The following is a 20649-nucleotide window of genomic DNA, read 5'->3' as shown; positions in this document are numbered from 1 at the left end:
AGGCGGTCACATTGACCGAAATTGTGCTGCCCTACGATCGTGGGATCGTCGCGCAGGAGACCTTTTATTTCTGCGGACCCGCATCCACGCAGAACGTGCTCAACTCGTGCGGAATCCGGGTGAGTGAAAATGATCTCGCCGCGCAGATGGGTACCAGCGTCAACGGTACCGATTATGTCGGGCTCATTACGCCTGTCCTGAATCGGTACCTTCCGGAAGCGCAGTACCGGCACACCTACATGCCGAACGACCCGCCGACCGACTCGCAGGTCGAAACGCTGTGGACCGACATCCGGCGCAGTATCGACGCCGGGTATGGGGTGATCGCGAATATCGTTGCGCCACCGGGCAATTTTCCGCGCGGCGTCAAGGGCAGCGTATCCCCGGCGTACTCGGGCAGCACCGTCTACCACTACATCGCGCTCATGGGCTACGACCTCGCAGCGCGGGCGGTTTGGGTGGCGGATTCCGGGTTCTGGCCGTACGGGTACTGGATCGCGCTGGAACAACTTGGCACGCTGATACCGCCGAAGGGCTATACCGCGGCGACCGTCGAAGCTGAGTTCCTGTCCAGCCTCGACGACGCGGGCCGGGCGCGGGTGCTCGCCGGGTTCTCGCAGTTGTGCCCGTGGGCTCCGTCGGAGGCTGCGGCGTGACGATATTCGGTATCGACGTGTCGTCGTGGCAGCGCGGCGTCGATATGCGGCTCGTTCGCGCTGCGGGGTTCGAGTATGTGATCGCCAAGGCGTCGGAAGGCTCGACGTACATCAACCCGGAGTATCGGGCGCAGCGGGACGGCACCCGCGCCGCCGGGCTCGCGTTCGCGGCGTACCACTACGTCAACAGCGATGCGCTGGCGGCCGGGCAGGTCGATTGCTTCGAGCGCGCCGAACCGGACAAGGCCGTGCCGGTGATGCTCGACCACGAAATCGGTTCCGGCGGCGTCGAAGTCCTGCGCGGCGTGCACAACGAGTTCGTTGCCCGCGGGCATCGAGTGATCCTCATGTACGTACCACGCTGGTATTGGTCCGGCGCGATGGGCTCCCCGGACCTGTCCGGGCTGCCGCCGCTCATGTCCTCGGACTACGGGCTGGAACGCGCCGGGCTCGCAGCGTTCATCTATCCGGGCGACGTCGACCGCGGGTGGAACGACTACGGCGGGCAGAAGGTCGCCATATTCCAGTTCACGCAGAGGGCGAAAGTGGCCGGGCTCTCGCTCGACGCAAGCGCGTTCCGCGGCACTCGCGCCGAACTGGATTCCCTGTTTTCCGGGACACAAAGTGAAGGAGTCGCAATGTCCCTCTCCAAAGCTGACCAGGAGAAGATTCTGGCCGGCGCAACCCAGTTGACCCCGTGGCCGCCCACTCCGGAACGTCCCGGTCTGCGGCGCCCGCTGCAAATAATCTACAACGTCCGCGACGCCGTGACCGGCGGGTGGGCGTGGCTGATCCTCGCCGACATCTGGAACGAAGTTGTGTGGGACGGCTACCCGGACCCGGTCGACGAATTGGACGGCAAGGCACCGGACAAGGTGCGGCGTCGGTCGCTGGTCGGCTACGTCCTGGAGGTCTACAAGCAGACCGTTCTCAACGGCCGCAAGCTCGACGCGCTGCTAGCCGCGCAGGGTGGCGCGAAGTGAGCGCGGCCGATATCGAGCACCGGTTCGCGTTCCACGCGGCCACCACCGCGGAGAAGCTCGCCGAGCACGGCTCTGTCCGCCACGCCTGCAAGGAACTCGCCCTGTTCCTGGACGAGACCTTGCCGGAGGGCCGGGAGAAGGCCCTCGCGATCACCAACCTGGAACAGGTCATGTTCTGGGCCAACGCGGGCATTGCCCGCAATACCGAAAGGACTCCGCTGTGAGCCCTCTGCTTCCGTCGCCGATGGCGACTCAGTCCGCGCACCCGTGGCGCGCCACCGTCCGAACCCTGTTCGCCAGTCTGGTCGGTCTCGCGGCCATGCTGCCGCTGATCGTCGACGCGACCGGCCTGCCGGACACCACTCCCGGGCTGGCCGGCGCTCTGGCGATCTCGGCGGCCGTAACCAGGCTGCTCGCCCTGCCGGGCGTGAACGACTGGCTGCGGACCTATGTGCCGTGGCTGGCGGCCGACCCCGCCTGACCGACCCCGCAGCACCGAACGGCGCCCCAATATTTCTGGGGCGCCGTTCGTGCTGTCCGACACCTTGGAGGCGCGGTGAGCGTCATAACCCCCTACCTCGGGCACCTTTCCGGGCTGTTCGGCGGCATGGTCGCTGCGTTCGCTGTGTGGCACGCAACACGCACCAAGACAGCGGTCGAGGCTCGCAACGCTGCCGTTGATGACGAGCGAGAGGGCGACCAGGCCGTCGACGCGCGTTGGCAGGCGATGCTGGAGCAACAGCGCGCACATTTCGAGGTGATCATCACCCCGATTCAGGCTGACGTCGAGAGTCTGCGCCGAGAGGTCCGGGACCTGCACACCGCTTTGGATGTGCTGCGCAACCGGTACCGGGCTGCCATCGACTATGTGCGTGTCCTGCTGCGGTGGGGACGCACGCAACCGGACGCAGATTCGATGCCTCCTGTACCGACTCAAATCGCCGACGAGGTGTGACACATGAGGCTGACGAAACCGCCCGAAGTGAAATTCGACTTCCTCGCCGCGATCGAGCAATTCATCCGCAGCCTGTTCGGGCTGACCTCGGCGCACGGTACCGCCATCGCAGAGCTTGAGACTCGCATCTCCACCGGGGCATCTCACTCAGACAAGTTCAACCGGCCGAGCTCCGCACTGCTGGGTGAGGGCTGGATCCAGGGCGGCGCCGGGCAGGGGCTCGGCATCATCGACTACGCGGCCCGGCTCGACAACACCGGCATATCTACCGGCATCCGGTATGCGATTTGCCCGCAGGTGATGACGTCTGACGATCATTCGGTCGCGGCGATCGTGAACCCCGCCGGCGTCATGGATGGATGCCCAACCACCCTGTTCGTCCGCGCCAACGCCGATTTGACGCAGTTCGTGTACGCGCAGATCTGGAAACGAGCGCTACGAATCGGGCGCGGCACCAGGTCCGGTAACACGTGGACGTTCACGGAGTGGAAGAACACCACCGCACGCGGTATCAACGAGTCCGACACCGTCGAACTGGTGGCAGAGGGAACTACGTACCGGCTGATCGTGAACCGGACCACCATCCTCGAACACACGGACACCTCCGGGTATCCGGTCGACGCCGCACACCGGACCGTCGGCTTTTCCTCGGAGACTAGGTTTCAGGGCATCGTTCCGAACTGGTCATGGGGGCTCGCTGGCTGGTCTGCCCGCTCGGGGCTCGGCTCGCTGGCCGCAACAGCGTCGGTCGCGCAGACTGCGCAGACGACCGCAGTTACCGCACAGACGACCGCGGTTGCCGCGCAGGAGACCGCCGACGCGAAGCCCGATTTCACGGACGTTCCAACGGATGTACCTCTGTGGGTGAACATCTCCGCATCCGATGACCCGACGTGCCCGCTGGCGAACCTGGTCAACTGGACCGTCGACAATCAGGAGACCGAAAACCCCGCCGTCCGTCCCGGTACGCGCCAGATCATGATCGGCCACATTCGGGCGACCCGGAACCGCACCTACAGCACGGTGGGCATGATCACCGGCGCCGGAGACTGGGGGCTGGGGCCGACGGCGTTCTATGTGGGCGTCTACAAGATGACGCCCGGCACAGGTGCTCTAACGAGGTTGTGGGGCTCCGGGGACGTCAAGGGATCGATCGCCGCGCCCGATACACAATTCCGGCTGCCCATTCCGACGATCACCGCACAACAGGGCGACGTGTTCGCGGTGGCCGTACTCCAGATCGCGCCAACGGTCGGTACGGCGGTGCGGCCCCTGCTGTGCGTCCGACACTCGCAGCCCGCGCAACCGGCGGGCATCTATCCGCGGGCGATCTTCGCCTACGTCAATAGCCAGGACACGTTACCCGCCACCATTGCCCCCGGGTCGCTCATGACCGACCAGGACTTCCTGCCGTGGTTTGTCCTCGGGTGACCTCATATTCCGGGAGTCGTTATGACCGTCCTGTTCGACAACTTCTCTGACCTCGCAGACGGGCCGGTGTCCGGCACTGTGGAAATCTGGCGCCCGGAACTCGGTCCCGACGCGGACGGCCCGGGTTCAACGACCACCAATCGAATCAGCGTGCCCGTGGTCGCGGGTGTGCTCACCACACCGGATCTCGACCCAGGACCCGCGCGGGTGGTGCTGCGGTTCGGTACATGGTCGGCGCCGCGACCGATCGTGATCCCGGACTCTGCCGAACCGGTGCAGTTGACGCCGCTGTTCGGACAGTACGAGCCACAGCCGCCGGCGGTGGTGTCACAGGCGTGGCAGGCGGCGCAGGCCGCGCAGGCTGCCCGCGACGTTGCGGTGGCCGCGGCCGAGGGCGTCTCGGACATAGCGGAGGATGTCGCGCAGGTCGCCGCCGATCGTGTCGCGGCGCAAGTCGCGCGAGCTGGCGCGGAAACGGCCGCGGCGGAGGCAGATACGGACCGCCTTGCCGCGCAGATGTCGGCGGCGTCGGCGACCGCGGAAGCGAGTGCTGCCGCGGCCGACGCTGACACGGCGAGTTCTGCGGCGGCGTCTGCGTCGAGCGACGCGGCAGCCGCGCAGGCGGCATCCGGCGACGCGACCGCGGCGGCGGCCGGGGCAACCGCCGCGCGTGACGCCGCGTCGCTCGACGCGGCAGCCGCGTCCGCTTCCGCCGTTGCCGCTGCGCAATCCGCGGCCGAGGCGGCGGAAGTAGTGTCCGACGGGATACCCAACGCGACAACGACCCTCAAGGGCGGCGTCGTGTTGGCGGGCGACCTGGGCGGCACGTGGAATGCGCCGACCGTGCCCGGTCTCGCGGACAAGGCCGACGCGACGCACGCGCACGCGATTGGCGAGGTATCCGAGCTGCAGGCGGCGTTGGACGGCAAGGAGTCGACGGCGCGCCGAGGTGCCGCGTCGGGGTATGCCCCGCTCGACGCGTCGGGGCTGGTTCCCGCGACGCACCTTCCCAGCTACGTCGACGACGTGGTCGAGTACGCGTCTACCGGCTCGTTCCCCGCGCCGGGCGTTGCGGGCGTTATCTATGTCGCATTGAACAGCAACCGCGTGTATCGGTGGGGTGGGTCCAGCTATACCGAGATCTCGCCGTCTCCGGGTAGCACGGACGCCGTTCCCGAGGGCTCCGCGAACCGGTATTACACCGACGCTCGCGCGCAAGCGGCGAACGCTGCGGCACTCGCGGCGAAGGCGGACAACTCGACGGTTGTCCACTTGGCTGGCGCCGAGACGATCACCGGCGCAAAGGTGTTCGATGCGTCGCCGACTGTTCCCGCGCCGACCGCATCAGGGCATGCGGCACGCAAACAGGATGTCGACACGAAGATCGGATCCGACGGGTCTGTCGTGACGCTGGTCAAGATGACGCAGGCGCAGTACGACGCGTTGGGCCCGGGGCGTCCGTCGACGACCTGGTTCGGGATAGTGGGGTGAGTCATGCCGCAACGCATCGGTGACGCGACCCCGGCGCGCGTCTACGCCGGAGATTCGCAGCTGACGCGGATATACAACGGGGATTCCCTGATGTGGTCGAGTTTCGCACCGTCGCGGATGACGCATAACGCAGCGTTCACGGTGACCACTGGAGGCTCGATGGTGACCGGATGGGCTGCGGACACCGCGACGCATCCGGGCTCGACGGTGGTCGGCAACAACGGGCTGGCGGGGCAGGGCGCCGGGGCAGGCGTGACCGCGACGACTACCGTACTCGTCTCGAATGGCTCGTTTCAGTCGCGAACGGTGGATATCGTGCTGCGCCGGAACGAAACCGAAGACCTCGCATGGGTTCTCGGGGCGCCGCTGGCGGCGTTCGCGTCGCTGGTGGCGGTCACGGTGACCGCTCCCGGCCTGTCGCTCAACAGTGGAGACCGGGTCGGCGTGTTTGCGCTGGCGTCGGGGGCGAGCATGACGATTCCGAGCAATACGGGCTCGTTCGTGCGGCTGTTCGTGCCGTAGACGCCCGACGCCCCCTCCGTTGTGGAGGGGGCGTCGGGCGGGTGCGGCCGGTCAGGCAGGGATCGGCTGATTCTTCCACCGGCGCACTGTCGCCTCGCTCACGCCGACTCGTTCGGCAATCGCATAGTTCGACATGTGCGGGTGGTCGGCGATGAGCGCTTCCGCTTCTGCGCGGGCATCGCTGGGGGCGGTGCGGGTGCGACGGGCGGCCGGAGCGGGCGCGAGCTGCGGTTCCGGCGTGGACTCGACCGCTTGGGCCGGTTCGGCGACCATGGGCGCGGGGGCGGCGACCGGCGCGACCGCAGGAACCGGGGCGACGTCGGCGGCATATGCGGATTCGGAGAGGGGAACGAGCATCTCGAAGTTCGCGGCCGGTTCAGCGGTCTCAGCGGGCGCGGTCTGGTCGGCGGTCGCGAGGATTACGGCGAGGTGGATCACGGCGAGCATGGCGACTGGCGGGACGACCGCGACCGCCGCGGCGACCTCCGGGGCGACCGGCCCGGACGGCAGGAGCGCGTGAACCACGTTTCCAATGATGGAGATCACGGTGGCGGAGCCCAGTAGGAACCAGGCGTACGCGCTGCGGCGGAGAGCGACGACGGCGACCGTGGCGACGATGCCGAGTCCGTCGACGATGAGCGGCCAGAGAACCGGGTAGGTGATTCCGGCACGGTCGGCAAGATCGGTGAGCGCGGAGAACGACAGGATGAACGAGAGCACGGTGAGCGCGACGGCTCCGGCGAGTGCGATCCGTGCGGGTGCAAGCATGCTGTTGGTTCCTTTCGGTGCCCGTTGGCGCGGGCGGTGGGTGGCCGTGACGGCGACCGGTTCAGATAACACCATACATTGTGACGATGTATGGAGCAAACAGGACGGACGCAGAGTGCGCGCCGGGCTCAACTACCAGCGGTCGGAGCATTCACGACAGGGCTACCGGGGCGCCGCGCATCCCACTCTTTGACCTCGCGCGCAGACCACAATGGGGTCCGGCCGACGTACCGTTTCGGTTTCGGCGCCGGATTGTCGCGCGTCGGCCGGTGGGAGTACGACCGCCATGTCACAGGCTTGACGCCGACATACTCGGCGCACTGCTCCGCGGTCCATTCCTCATCCGCGGTCGACTCCAGATCTGCGCTCATCGCCGCACCTCCATACCCGTAATCGTATGACCGTCCCCGGGCCTGGACGCACGAGCGCGCACCGGCCACGACACCCGCGGTCACGCTGCCGTGCCCACTACCGCGGGCGACTCGACGAGTCCGGACGGCTGCAGCACATCCTGCGCACGGGTCACGGCCACATAGGAGAGCATCAACTCGGCGGCCAGCGAGCCGCGTGCCGACCGGATGCGCTGCGAGTCGCCCTCTTCCTCCGCTTCCGACAACCGGGTCCGTGCCTTGTCGAGGTGCCCGAGCATTTCCGCGGCGAGTTGCACCCGCGGCCACTCGCGGCCCTTGCTCTTGTGTGCGGTGACCACAAGGACATCGGCGTCACGCTCGGAGACCACGCCGCCCAGCGCGGCGCGCACGGTGTCGGTCTCGTGGTTGTCGATAAGGGTCACAAGCGTTTTCCAGTCGGAGGCGTCGGGCGCTTCCTCCGCATACTCGACGACTTGCCCCCACGTGGTGAACGCGGCGAGATCCTCCATGCGGACGGGGCGTCCGGCCCGGAGGTCGTCGGCGGCGTCGCAGAACCGCAGCGCGTAGGCGTTATCGGCCATGAGGTGCACCGACCGCCCGGACGCCTGCATATCGATCACGGTTTCCAGGGCGCCGCCGTTGGTGCGGCACAACACGGTGTCGGCGTTGGTCATGGTTTCGTCGATCCGGGACGCGCGGCCCGGGTTGCCGGTCAGCCGAAGATCGTCGCCGAGTTCGGCAAGCAGGCCGTTCGCCGCGTCGGCGATCACCGGACCGAACCGCCACGACTGGGTCAACCGGCCCTCCGCCATGTCGACGAATCCGGCCATTGCGTTCACAGCGCCCGTGAACCCGTAGATGGCCTGCGCGCTGTCGCCGACGTACACCCGCTGCAGGTGTGTTTGCTCGGCGATCACACCCGCGAGAACGGGGCTGGTGTCCTGCGCCTCGTCGAGCATGATCACGTTGCCGTCGCGGCCGATCCGCGGGTGTTCGAGTGCCCACAACTTGAGGTAGTGGCCGTGGCCGAACGTGACCGCGGTTCCGTGCGGGTTCTGGAGATCAGCCCACACGCGCAGCGCATACGGCAGTACCGCCTCGGCGAGTACTCGATTGTTGGTGCGGTTGCCGTCGACGTCGAGCCCTTTCATGGCGGGCACGTGCCGGACCGAGAGTTCATCGTCGGCAGTTTTGCAGAACTGGTCTATGGTCGCCAGGGCGTGCCGGGCGATCTTGCGGTCGTCGAGCCAGCATGACTGACCCGCGGCGGTAGGCACCGACAGTCCTTCGATTCGCAGGGCGCGCGCGGTCTCGTAGAACGGGATACGGCGCGTGTTGCGGCACATCTTGTCCAGCAGGGGCTCGTGGCGGGTGTTGCCGATGCCGCGGTAGGCCATGGCGTGCGCGGTGGACGCGGTCACGCACTGCGGCATCTTGCGCCCGGCCTCGACCGCTATCGCCTTGTTGAACGACAGGTACAGACCGAGTCGCCCTTGCGCGCCGAGGATTTCGGCGAGCTGGGTGAGGGTGGTTGTTTTGCCGGTTCCTGCGCCGGCGCGGACGCACAGCGGGTTGCCGGTGCGGAACAGGTCGTGGATGTGCAGCTGTTCTGGGGTTGGCGCGAAGGCCATCAGTGGTTCCTTTCGGTGGGCCGTGGCGGCGGCCGGGGTGGTTCGACGCAACCATACATTGTCACGATGTATGGATCAATTGGGGCAGGTACAGAACAGCCGGGCGCCGATGGTCGACGCCCGGCCCGCGGGTCGGTTCAGGCTGCCTCGTCGACCGAGATCAACCGACGCAGATCGGCGGACACCACGCGATACCGGCGCCCGGCGCGGATCACCTTCGCGGGGAACTCTCCCGCACTGGCGAGTTTGTAGGCGGTGGACCGGCCGATGCCGAGGACGTCGGCGGCGGTATGCAGGTCGACGGTCGGGGCGGAGAGATCAGGAGACACGGGCACCTCGCGGGTTGTGGGGAATGTTGAGGTTTCTCTCGCGTGCTGCGGAGTGTGACGCAAGCATGGCAGTAACCTATGAAACCCCGCAATCATTCGATATTCTGCGTTGTGTGACACAACACGACTGGCAAGAGTCGACGACGCGTCGAATCGCCGAGGAAATCCGGCGCTTGCGCGGCACCCGGTCTGCGCAATGGCTGTCCGACCGGACCGCGGAGCTTGGCCGGCGGGTGACGCGGGCGACGATCACCGATATCGAGATCGGGCGCCGCTCTCGGGTCGAGGTCGCCGAACTCCTGGTGATCGCTGCCGCGCTCGACGTTCCGCCGCTGCTGCTGCTCTACCCCGATATGCCGCACGGCCGCGTCGAGTACCTACCCGGCGAGACGATCACCGGCACGGAAGCACTCGACCGATTCACCGGTATAGGCGTCGGGCTCGCCGAGACCCCATATCCCGCCGACACCGTGACCGCGCTGCGGCTCATGCGTGAAGAAGAGTTCTGGATCCGCCGCACCGAGTACCACCAGAGCGCCTACGACCGGTCGTTTCAGCGCATGGCCGAGGTCACCCCCGCCGACGCCGAGTTTGCGACGCTGCGCGCGGAGTGGACGGCCGACGACCGAGACCTGGCGATAGCGCGGGAGCACCTGCGCACAATCCGGGAACAGCAACGCGCGGCCGGGCTCACGGTCGCCGAGGAAGAACAGCAGGACAGATAGAGATGGCAGAGAAGAAAGCCCGCCGGGCCGAGCCGATCAACAAGCACACCGCAAAGAACGGCGCGGTCACCTACTGGTTCCAGATCGACGTGGGGACACGCCCAGACGGCAGCCGCGACCGGCCGCGGTTCACATACCGGACCCTCACCGAGGCACGCCGCGAGTATCGGCGAATCTCGTCCGAGGTAGCCGCAGGCAAGTTCGTCGGCCGAACTGATCTGACCTTCGCCGATGTCGCCGACGAATGGCTGGCCTCCCGCCGCGACATCCGCGCGAACACGAAACGGAACTATCGGGATTCGCTGAAGTACTCGAAGCGCGACCTGGGCGCGATGAAGATTCAGAAGCTCAGGCAGGCGCATGTGGACGAGTGGGTTTCCACGATGCTGGAAGCGGGCTCGATGAAGGGCAAGCCACTGAAGCCGTCAACGGTCCGGTTGGCGCTCGTCATGGTCCAGGAGGTCACCGAGTACGCGACCCGGCAAGGGATGATCCCCCGTGACCCTGCCGAATACGTGGAGGCTCCGCGGCAGCGACCGAGCAAGGTCACTTCCGGAGATGTGTGGACCCGCGAGCAGGTGCACACGTTCGCCGAGAAGGCCAAGGAGGATCGGCTGTATGCGGCTTTCCTGCTGGCAACCTATGGGCTGCGCCGCTCGGAGGTGTGCGGGCTGCGCTGGTCTGACATCGACCTCACGCGAGAGACGTTGAGTATCGAGCAGGGACATGTGGAGGTCGAGGGCAAGGAGCATGCGGTCGACGAGCCGAAAACTGCGCGTTCGCGGCGTACGTTGCCGTTGCCGGCGGATGCGGCTGCGGCGTTGCGTGAACTGCGGACCCGGCAGGAGCAGGAGCGCGCGGCGTTGGAGCTGACGTGGGATGAGGGCGCGCATATGTGTTCCTCGTTCGATGGTCGCCCGGTTCTGCCGCGCACGTTCACGGGGTGGTTTCACCGCATCCGTATTGCGGCGGGGCTGCCTCGAATCACGCTGCGCAATCTCCGGCATACGTCGGTGTCGGTGATGCTGCACGCCAATGTTCCGGCGTCTACGGTGGCGGCGTGGCATGGTCACGATGTGCGGATGACGACCGCGGTCTATAACCGGGTGTATGACGAGGGTTTGACGACTGCGGCGGCGGCGATGTTCGGGGTCGTGGCCGAGGCTGTCTAGCTGGGCGCGGGCGGAAATCGAGTCCCCCGCGCATTGGCAAGTTCTTGGCACGCTGGCCGTGGAACGAAAACAGGACCGGTACGAATACCGGTCCTGATCTGCGTAAATAGGGTGGAGCTAAGGGGACTCGAACCCCTGACCCCCACACTGCCAGTGTGGTGCGCTACCAGCTGCGCCATAGCCCCGGATATCAGCGGCCGGTTCCCCGGCTGCCTGAACGAAGTTACACCACGTGGACACCCGGAGCCAAATCGCCTGGATTCCGGGTGAACGCCGAGGTCACGGGGCCAGCTGCTGGACCCAGTCCGGTTCGTTGACATCGATCTTGGTAGTGCCGTCGAACACACTGGGCGTGGCCGCGGCACCGCCGAGAGCGGCCGTCAGATCGTCGAGCGTTGCCGCGGCCCGATCCGCGACCTGGCCGCGGCGGGCGCCGGAGGTGATGCATTCACGGGCGGGTTCGGTGGCACCGGACTCGGTCGCGATGGCGAGCAGTTCGTCGTCGCTGAGCTCGGAGCCCTCGTCCGGCTGGCGGGTGGTGAACAGCGTCTCGTGGAATTTCGAGTAGGTGACGCCGGAACCGGTATCCGCGACACACTGCAGGGCGGCGATCGCGCGGGTGGAGTAGTCGCCACTGGAGGATTTGGGGTCGAGGAAATTGACGAACCGGTAGCGGATGGCGAGTTTGCCCTCGTCGAGCTTCTGCGCGAGTTCCTGCCCGTAGAGAGTTTCCAGGGTGCCGCAGGAGGGGCACATGGGGTCCTCGTAGATCTCGATCGTCTTGGGGACCTCGGGACGGCCGAGGCGGACGCCACCGTCGCTCTGCAGCGCGGCGGTCACCGCCTCGTTGTGTACCGAACCGTAGCCGTCGTTGCGGACCTGGGCTTCCTCGCGACTGCCCCAGCGGTAGGCGAAGACCACGATCAGCGCGATCAGGACCAGGGCCAGCGCACCGAGGGCGTAGGTGGTCCGGTTGGACATCGGCCGCGGCGTGTAGTCGGGCGACGAGTTGCTCACGCGACCACTCTGCCGTATCCGGGCGAACCGGTCACGCGCGAATCCGGCAGGCACGGGTCAGGGCCGGGTTTCCGGTTCGCCGGACAGGCCGCTGGACGCCGGAAGTCCCGCGGTGGTGGCGTCGTGGTCTGTGGACTTCGATTCCGTGACACCGGAGCGCGCCGGATCCGGGGCGGCGGGTGCGCGATCCATCGGTTCGGGTACGACCAGCCAGGCCAGGGCGGCGACGGCGAGTAACGACCCGGTGACGGCGAGACCGGCACCGTAGGACAGTCGCTGGGCGATCGCACCGACCACGATGGGTCCCAGCACCGTGCCCAGATCCTGAGCCATCTGGAAACCGGCGAGCATGGTGCCGCCACGGGCGCGGTTGCCGATGATATCGCCGACAGCCGCCTGCTGGGCGGGGGTGAGCAGGCCGGAACCGATCCCGGCGACGAACGAGGTCGCCAGCAGCCAGGTCATATTCGGGGCGAGGCCCAGGCCGGTGGTGCCGATCGCGCACACCAGTGCACCGGAGATCAGCAGCGGGCGGCGGCCGTAGCGGTCCGACAACCGGCCGGAGAAGAACAGCACCGTCGCGTTACCCGCGGCGAACACGGTGAGCGCGACACCGGCCATACCGGGCGACTGGCCCAATACTTCCACCACCAGGAGCGGCACCAGCGCCATCCGCACACCGAACACCGCGGCACCGCTGGCGAAATTGGAGAACAGTGCGGCCCGGTACTCCGGTCTGGCCAGCCCCTGCCGGAAGCTGACGGTGGCCACGTCACGGCCCGATTCGGATTCGGTGATACGAGAGTCGCGGAGGTTGAAATAGACGACCGCGACCGCCAGCAGCAACGCGACCGCGTAGATGAGGAACGGGGCACGCAGCCCGAAGCCGGCGAGCGCGCCGCCGATCAGCGGTCCGGACAGCCCGCCGATCAGGAAACACGTCGACCACAGCCCGGTGACCCGGCCGCGTTCGGTGGGTGGGGAGAGCCGGATCACCAGTGCCATCGACGAGACGGTGAACATCGTCGACCCGACACCGCCGAGGGACCGCAGCACCATCAGCTGCCAGTAGGTCTGGGCGAATGCGCTCGCACCGGTGGACACCGCCACGATGGTCAGACCGACCAGGTAGATCCGCCGCTCGCCCAGCAACTGCACCAACCGGCCGCTGACCGGAGCGAAGAGGAGACGCATGGCGGCGAAGGCGCTGACGATCGCCGAGGCGGCGGCGACGCCCACCCCGAAGCTGAGCGCGAATTGCGGCAGTACCGGCGACACCAGGCCGAAACCGATCGCGACGCAGAAGGCGGCGCTGATCAGTACCCAGATCTCGCTGGGTAGCGGGGGCTTCGCCGACGGATTCACACTTCGGCGGACCGGGATCAGGCGCCGACGCCGCGGCGCCTGCACCGTGGCCGCTCCGCCCGTCCCGTTCGTACTCCCGGACCCGGGTCGATCATCTGCCACGGCCTCACCACTCACCCCGGCAGTCAACACCGCGGCGGATCCCACAATTCCCCGCGTCGGCGCGGAGTTCTCCGCCGGCCCGCCGGGCGACCGGTGGTCTACCCCTCGGCCAGCACCCGCCCGACCATGTCCCGGGCCGCCTCCTGGACCCGCGCGAGGTGCTCGATTCCGTGGAAGGACTCGGCGTAGATCTTGTATTTGTTCTCGGTGCCCGAGGGCCGCGCCGCGAACCAGGCGTTCTCGGTGCACACCTTCAGTCCGCCCAGGTCCGCCCCGTTACCCCGGGCACGAGTGGCCACCTCGGTGATGGGTTCGCCCGCGATCTCGTCGCCGCTCACCTGCTCGGGACTGAGGCCGGCCAGTAATTTCTTCTGCTCCGGTTCGGCGGGCGCGTCGATCCGGGCGTAGGCGGGGCTGCCGTAGCGGCGTTCCAGTTCGTGATATCTGGTCGACGGGCTCTGCCCGGTGACCGCGGCGATCTCGGCGGCGAGCAGGGCCAGCAGGATGCCGTCCTTCTCGGTGGTCCACACGGTGCCGTCCATCCGCAGGAACGACGCGCCGGCGCTCTCCTCACCGCCGAAGGCGAGACTACCGCTGAACAGGCCCGGCACGAACCATTTGAATCCGACCGGCACCTCGTAGACGTCGCGGCCGAGCACGCTCACCACCCGGTCGATCATCGAGGAGGTGACCGCGGTCTTGCCGATCTTGGTGAGCGCGTCCCAGCCGCGCCGGTTGGCGACCAGGTATTCGATGGCCACCGCCAGGAAATGGTTCGGGTTCATCAGTCCGCCGTCGGGGGTGACGATGCCGTGCCGATCGGCGTCGGCATCGTTGCCGGTGGAGATGTCGTAGTCGTCGCGGATGGCGACCAGCGATGCCATGGCATGCGGGGACGAGGGATCCATCCGGATCTGACCGTCACTGTCGAGCGTCATGAAACGCCAGGTGGGGTCGACGCTCGGGTTCACCACCTCGAGATCGAGGTCGTAACGCTGACCGATCTCCTCCCAGTAGTCGACGCTGGCACCGCCCATGGGATCGGCGCCGAGCCGGATCCCCGCCCCCCGGATCGCGTCGAGGTTCAGCACCGCGGGCAGGTCGGCGATGTAGTGATCGAGGTAGTCGTACCGGCCGACCGCGTCCATGGCCCGGGTCAACGGGGCACGCTTCACACCGGCCAGGCCGCCACGCAACAGTTCGTTGGCGCGTTCGGCAATGCTGTCGGTGGCGCCGGTATCGGCCGGGCCGCCGTGCGGGGGGTTGTATTTGATTCCGCCGTCGCGTGGCGGATTGTGCGACGGTGTCACGACGATGCCGTCGGCTTGATGACGCGCCCCGTCCCGATTGTGGCGTACCACCGCATGACTCAGCGCAGGTGTCGGTGTGTAGCGGCCGCGGGCATCGACCACGGCGCCGATATCGTTGCCGGCCAGCACTTCCAGGACGGTGGTCCAGGCGGGTTCGGACAGGGCATGGGTGTCGCGGGCGAGATATACCGGACCGGTGATCCCCCGGGTCACCCGGTATTCGACGACCGCCTGCGTGATGGCCAGGATATGCGCTTCGTTGAAGGTCGCGTCCAGGCTCGAACCACGGTGCCCCGAGGTACCGAAGATCACCCGCTGTGTGGGATCGGCCGGGTCGGGAACCCGGCTGTAGTACGCGGTCACCAGTCCCGGAACATCCACCAGATCGCCGGGGCGGGCGGGCCGTCCGGCTCGATTGTGGGCCATGCTCGGGTCTCCCTTCGTGGTCGGCCGCACGCGGCTGGTCATCGTGATCACCGGTACGGCCCCGGGGACGTGGCCGCGAGTCGTACTGCGGCGAGCCGGATCCCGGCGGCGCGCACAAGGGTGCCGAGCGCGTGCGTACGGGCGCCGCCGGTGGCGAGCCCGGCCCTCCCGTACCCGGAAGTACCGAAGGCGGTGCGCGCACCGCGGAATCCGATCCGCGCACCCGCCGACGCCTCCCGAAGCGGGTTCGCACCGAGGGACGCATTCGGGAGTGTCGAGCACACAATGCTAACCGCCGATGTGCGCCCGGGCAGCCGGGATTCGCTGGGTACCGTGGCCGCGTCGGCTGCCGGACACCACGGCACCGCATCGTGCGGCCCGCCGGTCGCCTCGTACCCCGCGCGCACCACCGCGGCCGGTGAACCGAATCTTCCCGACACACTCATGACCCGACCCTCTCGCTCGTAACGTCCTACGTTGCGCTCGTGTCGTACCGTGTTGCCCCGCTCGTACTGTCTTGCCCCGCCGTGTCATCGGGTGACCGGCGTTCGAACCGCGGCCGCGACGGTGGACGGCGACCGCCGCGGCCGGGCCTGTGAGCCCCCGTGCCGGCGACTCCCGATCCGAGCAGTGTACGAACCCGGCCGGGGCGACCGGACAGCGCGGTGAACCCATCTCCCGCATCCGGCACCGGAATACGCGTGGACAGGTCGATCTGGGGCCGGAACACCGTTGACCAGCAGCTTCCTATCCAGTGTTTGCCGGAAACGAGCCGGATCACCGGTCCAGCGGACGTTCACGGCACGCGGTCGTGCCGGGACACACCAGCGTCGGCGCACACTGCCGGGCTGTCGTGCCGGGCCACTCCCCTCGAGCAGACCGGAGACGATCGGAACACCGGAGGAACACGGTCCCCGGGTGCAATCCGTCCGAACCTGCGGCCGCTCGCGGTGAACGATATTCCGGCGTGCCCGGCGGCGGAATCCGGCAGCGCACGGGCAGCGGGTATTCCGTGATCCGATCGGCGGGATCCGAACCGGTTCCCACTAATTCGTATGTTGCTACCATTCCGGATGTGAATCCCGCCACCACCGAACCCCGGACGCGGCCGCTCCGGGTCGATGCGGCGCGGAATCAGCAGCGGATCGTCGACGCCGCCTGCGAACTGTTCGCCGATCGTGGTCTCGACATCACCCTCGACGATGTGGCCGAACGCGCGGGCGTCGGAGTGGGCACCGTATACCGGCGGTTCGCGAACAAGCGGGAACTCGTCGCCGAGGTTTTCGCCGGACATATCCGCGAGTTCACCGCGGCCACCGCGGACGCGCTCGCGGCGGCGGATCCCTGGGAGGGTTTGGTAGAGCTTTTCGAGTACGCCTGCCGGCGGATGGCGACCAACCGTGGGTTCAGCGAGGTGCTGCTCGAACTGGGCGAGGAAGCGGACCGGTTCGGCTGTCCCCGCGAAGAGATCGGCCCGGCGGTAGCGGCGGTGATGGACCGCGCCCGGGCGGCCGGAGTGGTGGCGCCCGGTATCGAGGCGACCGATCTGTTCGCGCTGATCTATATGGTCGATTCGCTGGCCGAATTCGCCCGGCCCATCGATTCCGAGATCTGGCGGCGCTATATGGCGATCACCCTGAACGGTATCCGGGCCGCGGGTTTACCGCCGCAGCCGCTGACGGTGGACGCGCTCAGCCTGGCCGAGGTCGAGCAGGCCAAGGCAGCCAAGCCCGGCCCCTTTCTCGCCCGCCGCCGCTGAGCAGCCGGTCCCCATTCCTGCCCGCGTTTCCACACGCCCGTGCCCGCTATCCCCTAGAGTTGGACGAGTGACCAAGTTATGGGTGAACTGGGCCGGCGATCAGCGGTGCACACCGGCACGGCTGTGCGCACCGCGCGATCACACAGAGCTGGCCGCCGAACTCGCCCGAGCGGCCGACGAGGGCCATCGCGTCCGCGTCGCCGGATCGGGCCATTCGTTCACCGATACCTGCCTCACCGACGGAGTCCTGCTGGATCTGTCCCGGATGAACCGGGTGCTCGATATCGATCGGGAGGCGGGCCTGGCCCGGGTGCAGGCCGGTATGACGCTCGCGGCGCTCAACACCCGACTCGACGAGCACGGCCTCGCATTTCCCAACCTCGGCGATATCGACGTCCAGACCATCGCCGGCGCGACTGCCACCGGAACCCACGGCACCGGCGGGCGGCTGCCGAATATCTCCGCCGCCCTGCACGCGATCGAACTGATGACGGCCGACGGCCGGATCGTGGAACTGACCGAGGAATCCGGTGCGCAGGCCTGGCGGGCCGCCCGGGTCGGACTCGGCGCCCTGGGCGTCGTCACCGCGTTCACCCTGCGATTGGTGCCCTCGTTCGTCCTCGAAGGTGTCGAACGCCCGGTTCCGGTCGACGAAGTACTCGCGGATCTGGACACTTATATCGACGGCAACGATCATTTCGAGTTCTACATGTTCGCGCACAGCCCGATCGCCATGACCAAACGCAACAATCGCGTCGATCTGGCGCCCGCGCCTCGACCCGAATCGGTGGACTGGTTCGCCGATATCCTGCTGTCCAACCATGTTTTCGACGGTCTGTGCCGCCTCGCCCGTCGCAGACCCTCCCTCATCCCGTGGATCCAGCGTGGCGCCGCCTACGCCGGCAGCTACCGCCGCCAGGTCGATCGGTCCTATCGGGTGTTCACCAGCCCCCGCCTGTTCCGGTTCACCGAGATGGAGTACGCGATCCCGCGCGAGTATTCGGTCACGGCGATCAGGGAGATCAAGGAGACGGCGAAGCGCTTCGACAGCCCGATGCCGATCGAGGTGCGCTGGGTGGCGGGTGACGACGCACTCCTCTCACCGGCGGGCGGCCGGGCGACCTGCTATATCGCGGTGCATCAGTACGAAGGAATGGAGCACGAACCGTTCTTCCGCGCCTGCGAGGCGATCTTCGACCGGTACGACGGACGCCCACACTGGGGCAAACGGCACTACCAGACGGCGGAGACACTGCGTGGACGTTATCCCGACTGGGACCGTTTCGCGGCGGTCCGCCGGCGCCACGACCCCGCGGGCCGGTTCGCCAACGACTACCTCGACCGGGTCCTGGGCCCGGTCTCAGCGGCCGAGGATACGGTCGACCAGCGCGGGTAGTGCCGTGCCGATGGGTTCGCGCACCACTTCGGTGGCCAGCGAATCGTAGGGTGTGGGTTCGGCGTTGACGACGATCAGATCGGCGCCCGCCGCCACCGCCCGCCCGCACAACGAGGCAGCCGGTTCCACCTGCAACGAGGTACCGACGGCGAGGAAGATCTCCGCGGTCTCGGCGGCCAGCGTCGCCTTGACCAGCGTGCGGTGGTCCAGCGCCTGGCCGAACATGATGACATCGGCCTTGAGGACGCCACCGCAGACCGGGCAGGGAGGATCGGCAACGCCCGCCGCCACCCGTTCCAGGGTGTCGGCCATGGCGGCGGAGAAGTCACAGCGTACGCAGACCACGTCGAACATATTGCCGTGGATCTCCACCACTCGCTGCGGCGCGGAACCGGCACGCTGATGCAGCCGGTCGATGTTCTGGGTGACGATCGTGAGTCCCCGGCCGGCGCGCTCCAGATCCACCAGCGCGCGATGGGCGCCGTTGGGTTCGGCCTGCCACGCGGGATTGTCGCGACGGGCGAGCCAGGATTTCTCGCGTAGTGCCGGATCGGCCAGATAGTTGTCGTAGGTGGACAGCAGTTCGGCGATCGGATCCTCGGTCCAGACCCCGCGAGGCCCGCGGAAGTCGGGAATACCACTGTCGGTGGAGATTCCGGCGCCGGTCAGAACGGTGATACGGCCGGTCCGCTCGTACCATTCGGTCACCGCCGTGTCCCCGCGGCGAGAGCCGGCCGCCGGATCGGTGTGCGGGACCACCCGGCCCGCGAGTTCGAAATGGACATACCACGAGCTTAAGCAGCCTGTCCCGGACCAGCATCGAGGCACACCCCGGACCGCCTTCAGTTAATCAACAGCAAACAATTTCCAGTGGGCCGGTATGCCACGAACCGCCTCCGGATCCCCCCGGTCCCATATACCTACCCGAAACCGACCAAACGTCTCGGAACTGGGAGTTTTCCGGAAATGTCACAGCTGGATCGCATCACCCCCACATTCGACCGGAGCCTGCTGTGATGGTTATCTCCAGATTTGCTACCCGGTGTCCAGGTGGAGATTTTTCCGTTACTGTGAACACAGTCGCCACCGACTCCGAAACGGAGGTTCTGCCATGGCTCGCCAACGCACACCCCGTACGGCAGACCCGCGGGTCGGTTACCACATTTCCGGAGATTACGGCAGTAACGGTTTGATAACCCACACCGCCGGGTACTCCGAAGACATGACAGCACTGCGTAACCGACCCGCCCGGATCGCCGGTATGGAATGGGGCACCGCGCTGCTGGCTCTCGCCACGTGCCTCATCTTCAGCACCGGAATCGCCGCAATCACCCAATCCTTCGCCACCGCAGTGGTCGCCACCGCGAGCATTCTCGTCGGCCTCGGCATCACGCTGCGAATTCTGAGATCCGCTCGCTGACACCGTATTCGCGCGCCCCGTCCGCGAATATCTGCCCGCACGGCTAGTCTGCGAGCATGGTATCCGGGGACGGGTCCGACGACACCATCGGCGGAGACGGGGGCGATGCCTCCGGCGGATCCGCGGACGGTCCGCCGCGGACCCGGAGCACAGACCCGGCGGTCGAGGGCAGCTGGCTGGATCGCCGAGCCCTTCCGACCGGCACCGGTAGGCCGCGTCTGTCCACCGCGCTGCTGGTCATCGCCTTCGTCGGGGTCTTCGTCCTCTATCTGATCCTGCAACCCGGCTGACCGGCGACCGGGAATAATCTGCTTGCCGCGGCCGCTTAAGGTTGTCGTTATGAAGGAGAACGGGCGCAAGGTCATCGCGACCAACCGCCGGGCACGGCACAACTACACGATCCTGGACACCTACGAGGCCGGGATCGCGCTGGTCGGTACCGAGGTCAAGAGTCTGCGTGAGGGCAAGGCCTCATTGGTGGACGCCTTCGCGACCGTGGACAACGGCGAGGTGTGGCTACGCGGCCTGCACATTCCCGAGTTCAGCCACGGCACCTGGACCAACCACGCACCGCGCCGGACCCGCAAACTGCTGCTGCACAAACGGGAGATCGAACGCCTGGTCGGCAAGTCCCGGGAGGGCAACCAGACCCTGGTACCGCTGTCGATGTATTTCAACGACGGCAAGGTGAAGGTGGAACTCGCCCTCGCCAGAGGTAAACAGGACTACGACAAACGGCAGGACCTGGCCCGGCGCACCGCCGAACGCGAGGTCACCCGGGAGATCGGCCGCCGGATCAAGGGCATGCGCTGAGCGATCC

The 20649-nt window shown here is 67.3% G+C and carries 23 protein-coding genes and 1 tRNA gene; 15 read left to right on the top strand and 9 right to left on the bottom strand.

The window, feature by feature from the left end; translation table 11 throughout:
- The first annotated feature begins 11 nt into the window (after window positions 1-11).
- The 8 genes from ACWCPQ_RS16725 to ACWCPQ_RS16690 all read left to right on the top strand — a co-directional run bounded on the left by ACWCPQ_RS16725 (window position 12) and on the right by ACWCPQ_RS16690 (window position 6038).
- Window positions 12-656, top strand: a complete 645-nt coding sequence (locus tag ACWCPQ_RS16725) for a C39 family peptidase (protein WP_449899530.1) — start codon at window positions 12-14, stop codon at window positions 654-656.
- A gap of 17 nt (window positions 657-673) precedes the next feature.
- Window positions 674-1639, top strand: coding sequence for a glycoside hydrolase family 25 protein (locus ACWCPQ_RS16720; RefSeq protein ID WP_449899528.1), 966 nt, complete (start codon window positions 674-676; stop codon window positions 1637-1639).
- Window positions 1636-1863: an Acb2/Tad1 domain-containing protein gene (locus ACWCPQ_RS16715; RefSeq protein ID WP_449899525.1), complete on the top strand. Its 228-nt coding sequence runs from the start codon at window positions 1636-1638 to the stop codon at window positions 1861-1863. The genes ACWCPQ_RS16720 and ACWCPQ_RS16715 overlap by 4 nt, the downstream gene beginning before the upstream one ends.
- Window positions 1860-2120 (top strand): hypothetical protein, encoded by a 261-nt coding sequence (locus ACWCPQ_RS16710; RefSeq protein WP_449899523.1) that lies wholly within the window; start codon window positions 1860-1862, stop codon window positions 2118-2120. Before ACWCPQ_RS16715 ends, ACWCPQ_RS16710 begins: the two co-directional genes overlap by 4 nt.
- A 75-nt stretch (window positions 2121-2195) precedes the next feature.
- Window positions 2196-2594 (top strand): hypothetical protein, encoded by a 399-nt coding sequence (locus ACWCPQ_RS16705; RefSeq protein WP_449899520.1) that lies wholly within the window; start codon window positions 2196-2198, stop codon window positions 2592-2594.
- A 3-nt stretch (window positions 2595-2597) separates the two neighbouring features.
- Complete coding sequence (locus tag ACWCPQ_RS16700; RefSeq protein WP_449899518.1) at window positions 2598-4025, top strand: hypothetical protein; 1428 nt, start codon at window positions 2598-2600, stop codon at window positions 4023-4025.
- Window positions 4026-4046: 21 nt separating this feature from the next.
- Window positions 4047-5516 (top strand): hypothetical protein, encoded by a 1470-nt coding sequence (locus ACWCPQ_RS16695; RefSeq protein WP_449899516.1) that lies wholly within the window; start codon window positions 4047-4049, stop codon window positions 5514-5516.
- Window positions 5517-5606: 90 nt separating this feature from the next.
- On the top strand, window positions 5607-6038 hold the full coding sequence (locus ACWCPQ_RS16690) for a hypothetical protein (RefSeq protein WP_449899514.1): 432 nt from the start codon (window positions 5607-5609) through the stop codon (window positions 6036-6038).
- 51 nt (window positions 6039-6089) lie between these two features.
- Here ACWCPQ_RS16690 and ACWCPQ_RS16685 read toward each other — a convergent pair whose 3' ends face one another.
- From ACWCPQ_RS16685 to ACWCPQ_RS16675, 3 genes are all read right to left on the bottom strand, one after another.
- A complete protein-coding gene (locus ACWCPQ_RS16685; RefSeq protein ID WP_449899512.1) occupies window positions 6090-6806 on the bottom strand; it encodes a DUF2637 domain-containing protein in 717 nt (238 codons plus the stop codon).
- 451 nt (window positions 6807-7257) lie between these two features.
- Entirely contained in the window at window positions 7258-8808 is a 1551-nt protein-coding gene (locus ACWCPQ_RS16680; RefSeq protein WP_449899511.1) for a UvrD-helicase domain-containing protein, read from the bottom strand.
- Window positions 8809-8945: 137 nt separating this feature from the next.
- A complete protein-coding gene (locus ACWCPQ_RS16675; RefSeq protein WP_449899509.1) occupies window positions 8946-9137 on the bottom strand; it encodes a helix-turn-helix transcriptional regulator in 192 nt (63 codons plus the stop codon).
- A gap of 113 nt (window positions 9138-9250) precedes the next feature.
- Between ACWCPQ_RS16675 and ACWCPQ_RS16670 the strand changes: the two genes are divergently transcribed.
- Window positions 9251-9862: a hypothetical protein gene (locus tag ACWCPQ_RS16670; protein ID WP_449899506.1), complete on the top strand. Its 612-nt coding sequence runs from the start codon at window positions 9251-9253 to the stop codon at window positions 9860-9862.
- Between the two features lie 2 nt (window positions 9863-9864).
- Window positions 9865-11034: a tyrosine-type recombinase/integrase gene (locus ACWCPQ_RS16665; RefSeq protein WP_449899504.1), complete on the top strand. Its 1170-nt coding sequence runs from the start codon at window positions 9865-9867 to the stop codon at window positions 11032-11034.
- A gap of 112 nt (window positions 11035-11146) precedes the next feature.
- Here ACWCPQ_RS16665 and ACWCPQ_RS16660 read toward each other — a convergent pair.
- The 5 genes from ACWCPQ_RS16660 to ACWCPQ_RS16640 all read right to left on the bottom strand — a co-directional run bounded on the left by ACWCPQ_RS16660 (window position 11147) and on the right by ACWCPQ_RS16640 (window position 15700).
- A tRNA-Ala gene (locus tag ACWCPQ_RS16660) sits at window positions 11147-11219 on the bottom strand.
- A gap of 94 nt (window positions 11220-11313) precedes the next feature.
- Window positions 11314-12051: a DsbA family protein gene (locus tag ACWCPQ_RS16655; protein ID WP_449899501.1), complete on the bottom strand. Its 738-nt coding sequence runs from the start codon at window positions 12049-12051 to the stop codon at window positions 11314-11316.
- A gap of 57 nt (window positions 12052-12108) precedes the next feature.
- Entirely contained in the window at window positions 12109-13416 is a 1308-nt protein-coding gene (locus ACWCPQ_RS16650; protein WP_449899894.1) for an MFS transporter, read from the bottom strand.
- A 200-nt stretch (window positions 13417-13616) separates the two neighbouring features.
- Window positions 13617-15254 (bottom strand): phosphoglucomutase (alpha-D-glucose-1,6-bisphosphate-dependent), encoded by a 1638-nt coding sequence (gene pgm, locus ACWCPQ_RS16645; RefSeq protein ID WP_449899500.1) that lies wholly within the window; start codon window positions 15252-15254, stop codon window positions 13617-13619.
- 47 nt (window positions 15255-15301) lie between these two features.
- On the bottom strand, window positions 15302-15700 hold the full coding sequence (locus ACWCPQ_RS16640) for a hypothetical protein (protein WP_449899498.1): 399 nt from the start codon (window positions 15698-15700) through the stop codon (window positions 15302-15304).
- A gap of 629 nt (window positions 15701-16329) precedes the next feature.
- Here ACWCPQ_RS16640 and ACWCPQ_RS16635 point away from each other — a divergent pair.
- Together ACWCPQ_RS16635 and ACWCPQ_RS16630 are read left to right on the top strand one after the other, a co-directional pair.
- On the top strand, window positions 16330-17013 hold the full coding sequence (locus tag ACWCPQ_RS16635) for a TetR/AcrR family transcriptional regulator (protein ID WP_449899496.1): 684 nt from the start codon (window positions 16330-16332) through the stop codon (window positions 17011-17013).
- A 67-nt stretch (window positions 17014-17080) separates the two neighbouring features.
- On the top strand, window positions 17081-18409 hold the full coding sequence (locus tag ACWCPQ_RS16630; RefSeq protein ID WP_449899495.1) for a D-arabinono-1,4-lactone oxidase: 1329 nt from the start codon (window positions 17081-17083) through the stop codon (window positions 18407-18409).
- Here ACWCPQ_RS16630 and ACWCPQ_RS16625 read toward each other — a convergent pair.
- Complete coding sequence (locus ACWCPQ_RS16625; protein ID WP_449899493.1) at window positions 18374-19117, bottom strand: SIR2 family NAD-dependent protein deacylase; 744 nt, start codon at window positions 19115-19117, stop codon at window positions 18374-18376. The two genes, ACWCPQ_RS16630 and ACWCPQ_RS16625, sit on opposite strands and share 36 nt — an antisense overlap.
- 514 nt (window positions 19118-19631) lie before the next feature.
- Between ACWCPQ_RS16625 and ACWCPQ_RS16620 the strand changes: the two genes are divergently transcribed.
- The 3 genes from ACWCPQ_RS16620 to smpB are packed head-to-tail and all read left to right on the top strand — an operon-like array spanning window position 19632 to window position 20642.
- The gene (locus ACWCPQ_RS16620) at window positions 19632-19829 is read left to right on the top strand and encodes a hypothetical protein (RefSeq protein ID WP_449899491.1); all 198 of its coding nucleotides are present in this window, start codon (window positions 19632-19634) and stop codon (window positions 19827-19829) included.
- Window positions 19830-19885: 56 nt separating this feature from the next.
- Window positions 19886-20119 carry a hypothetical protein gene (locus ACWCPQ_RS16615; protein ID WP_449899489.1) on the top strand — a complete coding sequence of 78 codons (234 nt, stop codon included), beginning with the start codon at window positions 19886-19888 and terminating at the stop codon, window positions 20117-20119.
- Window positions 20120-20168: 49 nt separating this feature from the next.
- The gene (gene smpB, locus ACWCPQ_RS16610) at window positions 20169-20642 is read left to right on the top strand and encodes an SsrA-binding protein SmpB (RefSeq protein WP_449899486.1); all 474 of its coding nucleotides are present in this window, start codon (window positions 20169-20171) and stop codon (window positions 20640-20642) included.
- Window positions 20643-20649 lie beyond the last annotated feature (7 nt).

It is taken from the genome of Nocardia sp. NPDC001965, assembly GCF_053594175.1.
The sequence above is the reverse complement of the archived record's forward strand: the minus strand, read 5'-3'. Positions and strand labels throughout refer to the sequence as shown.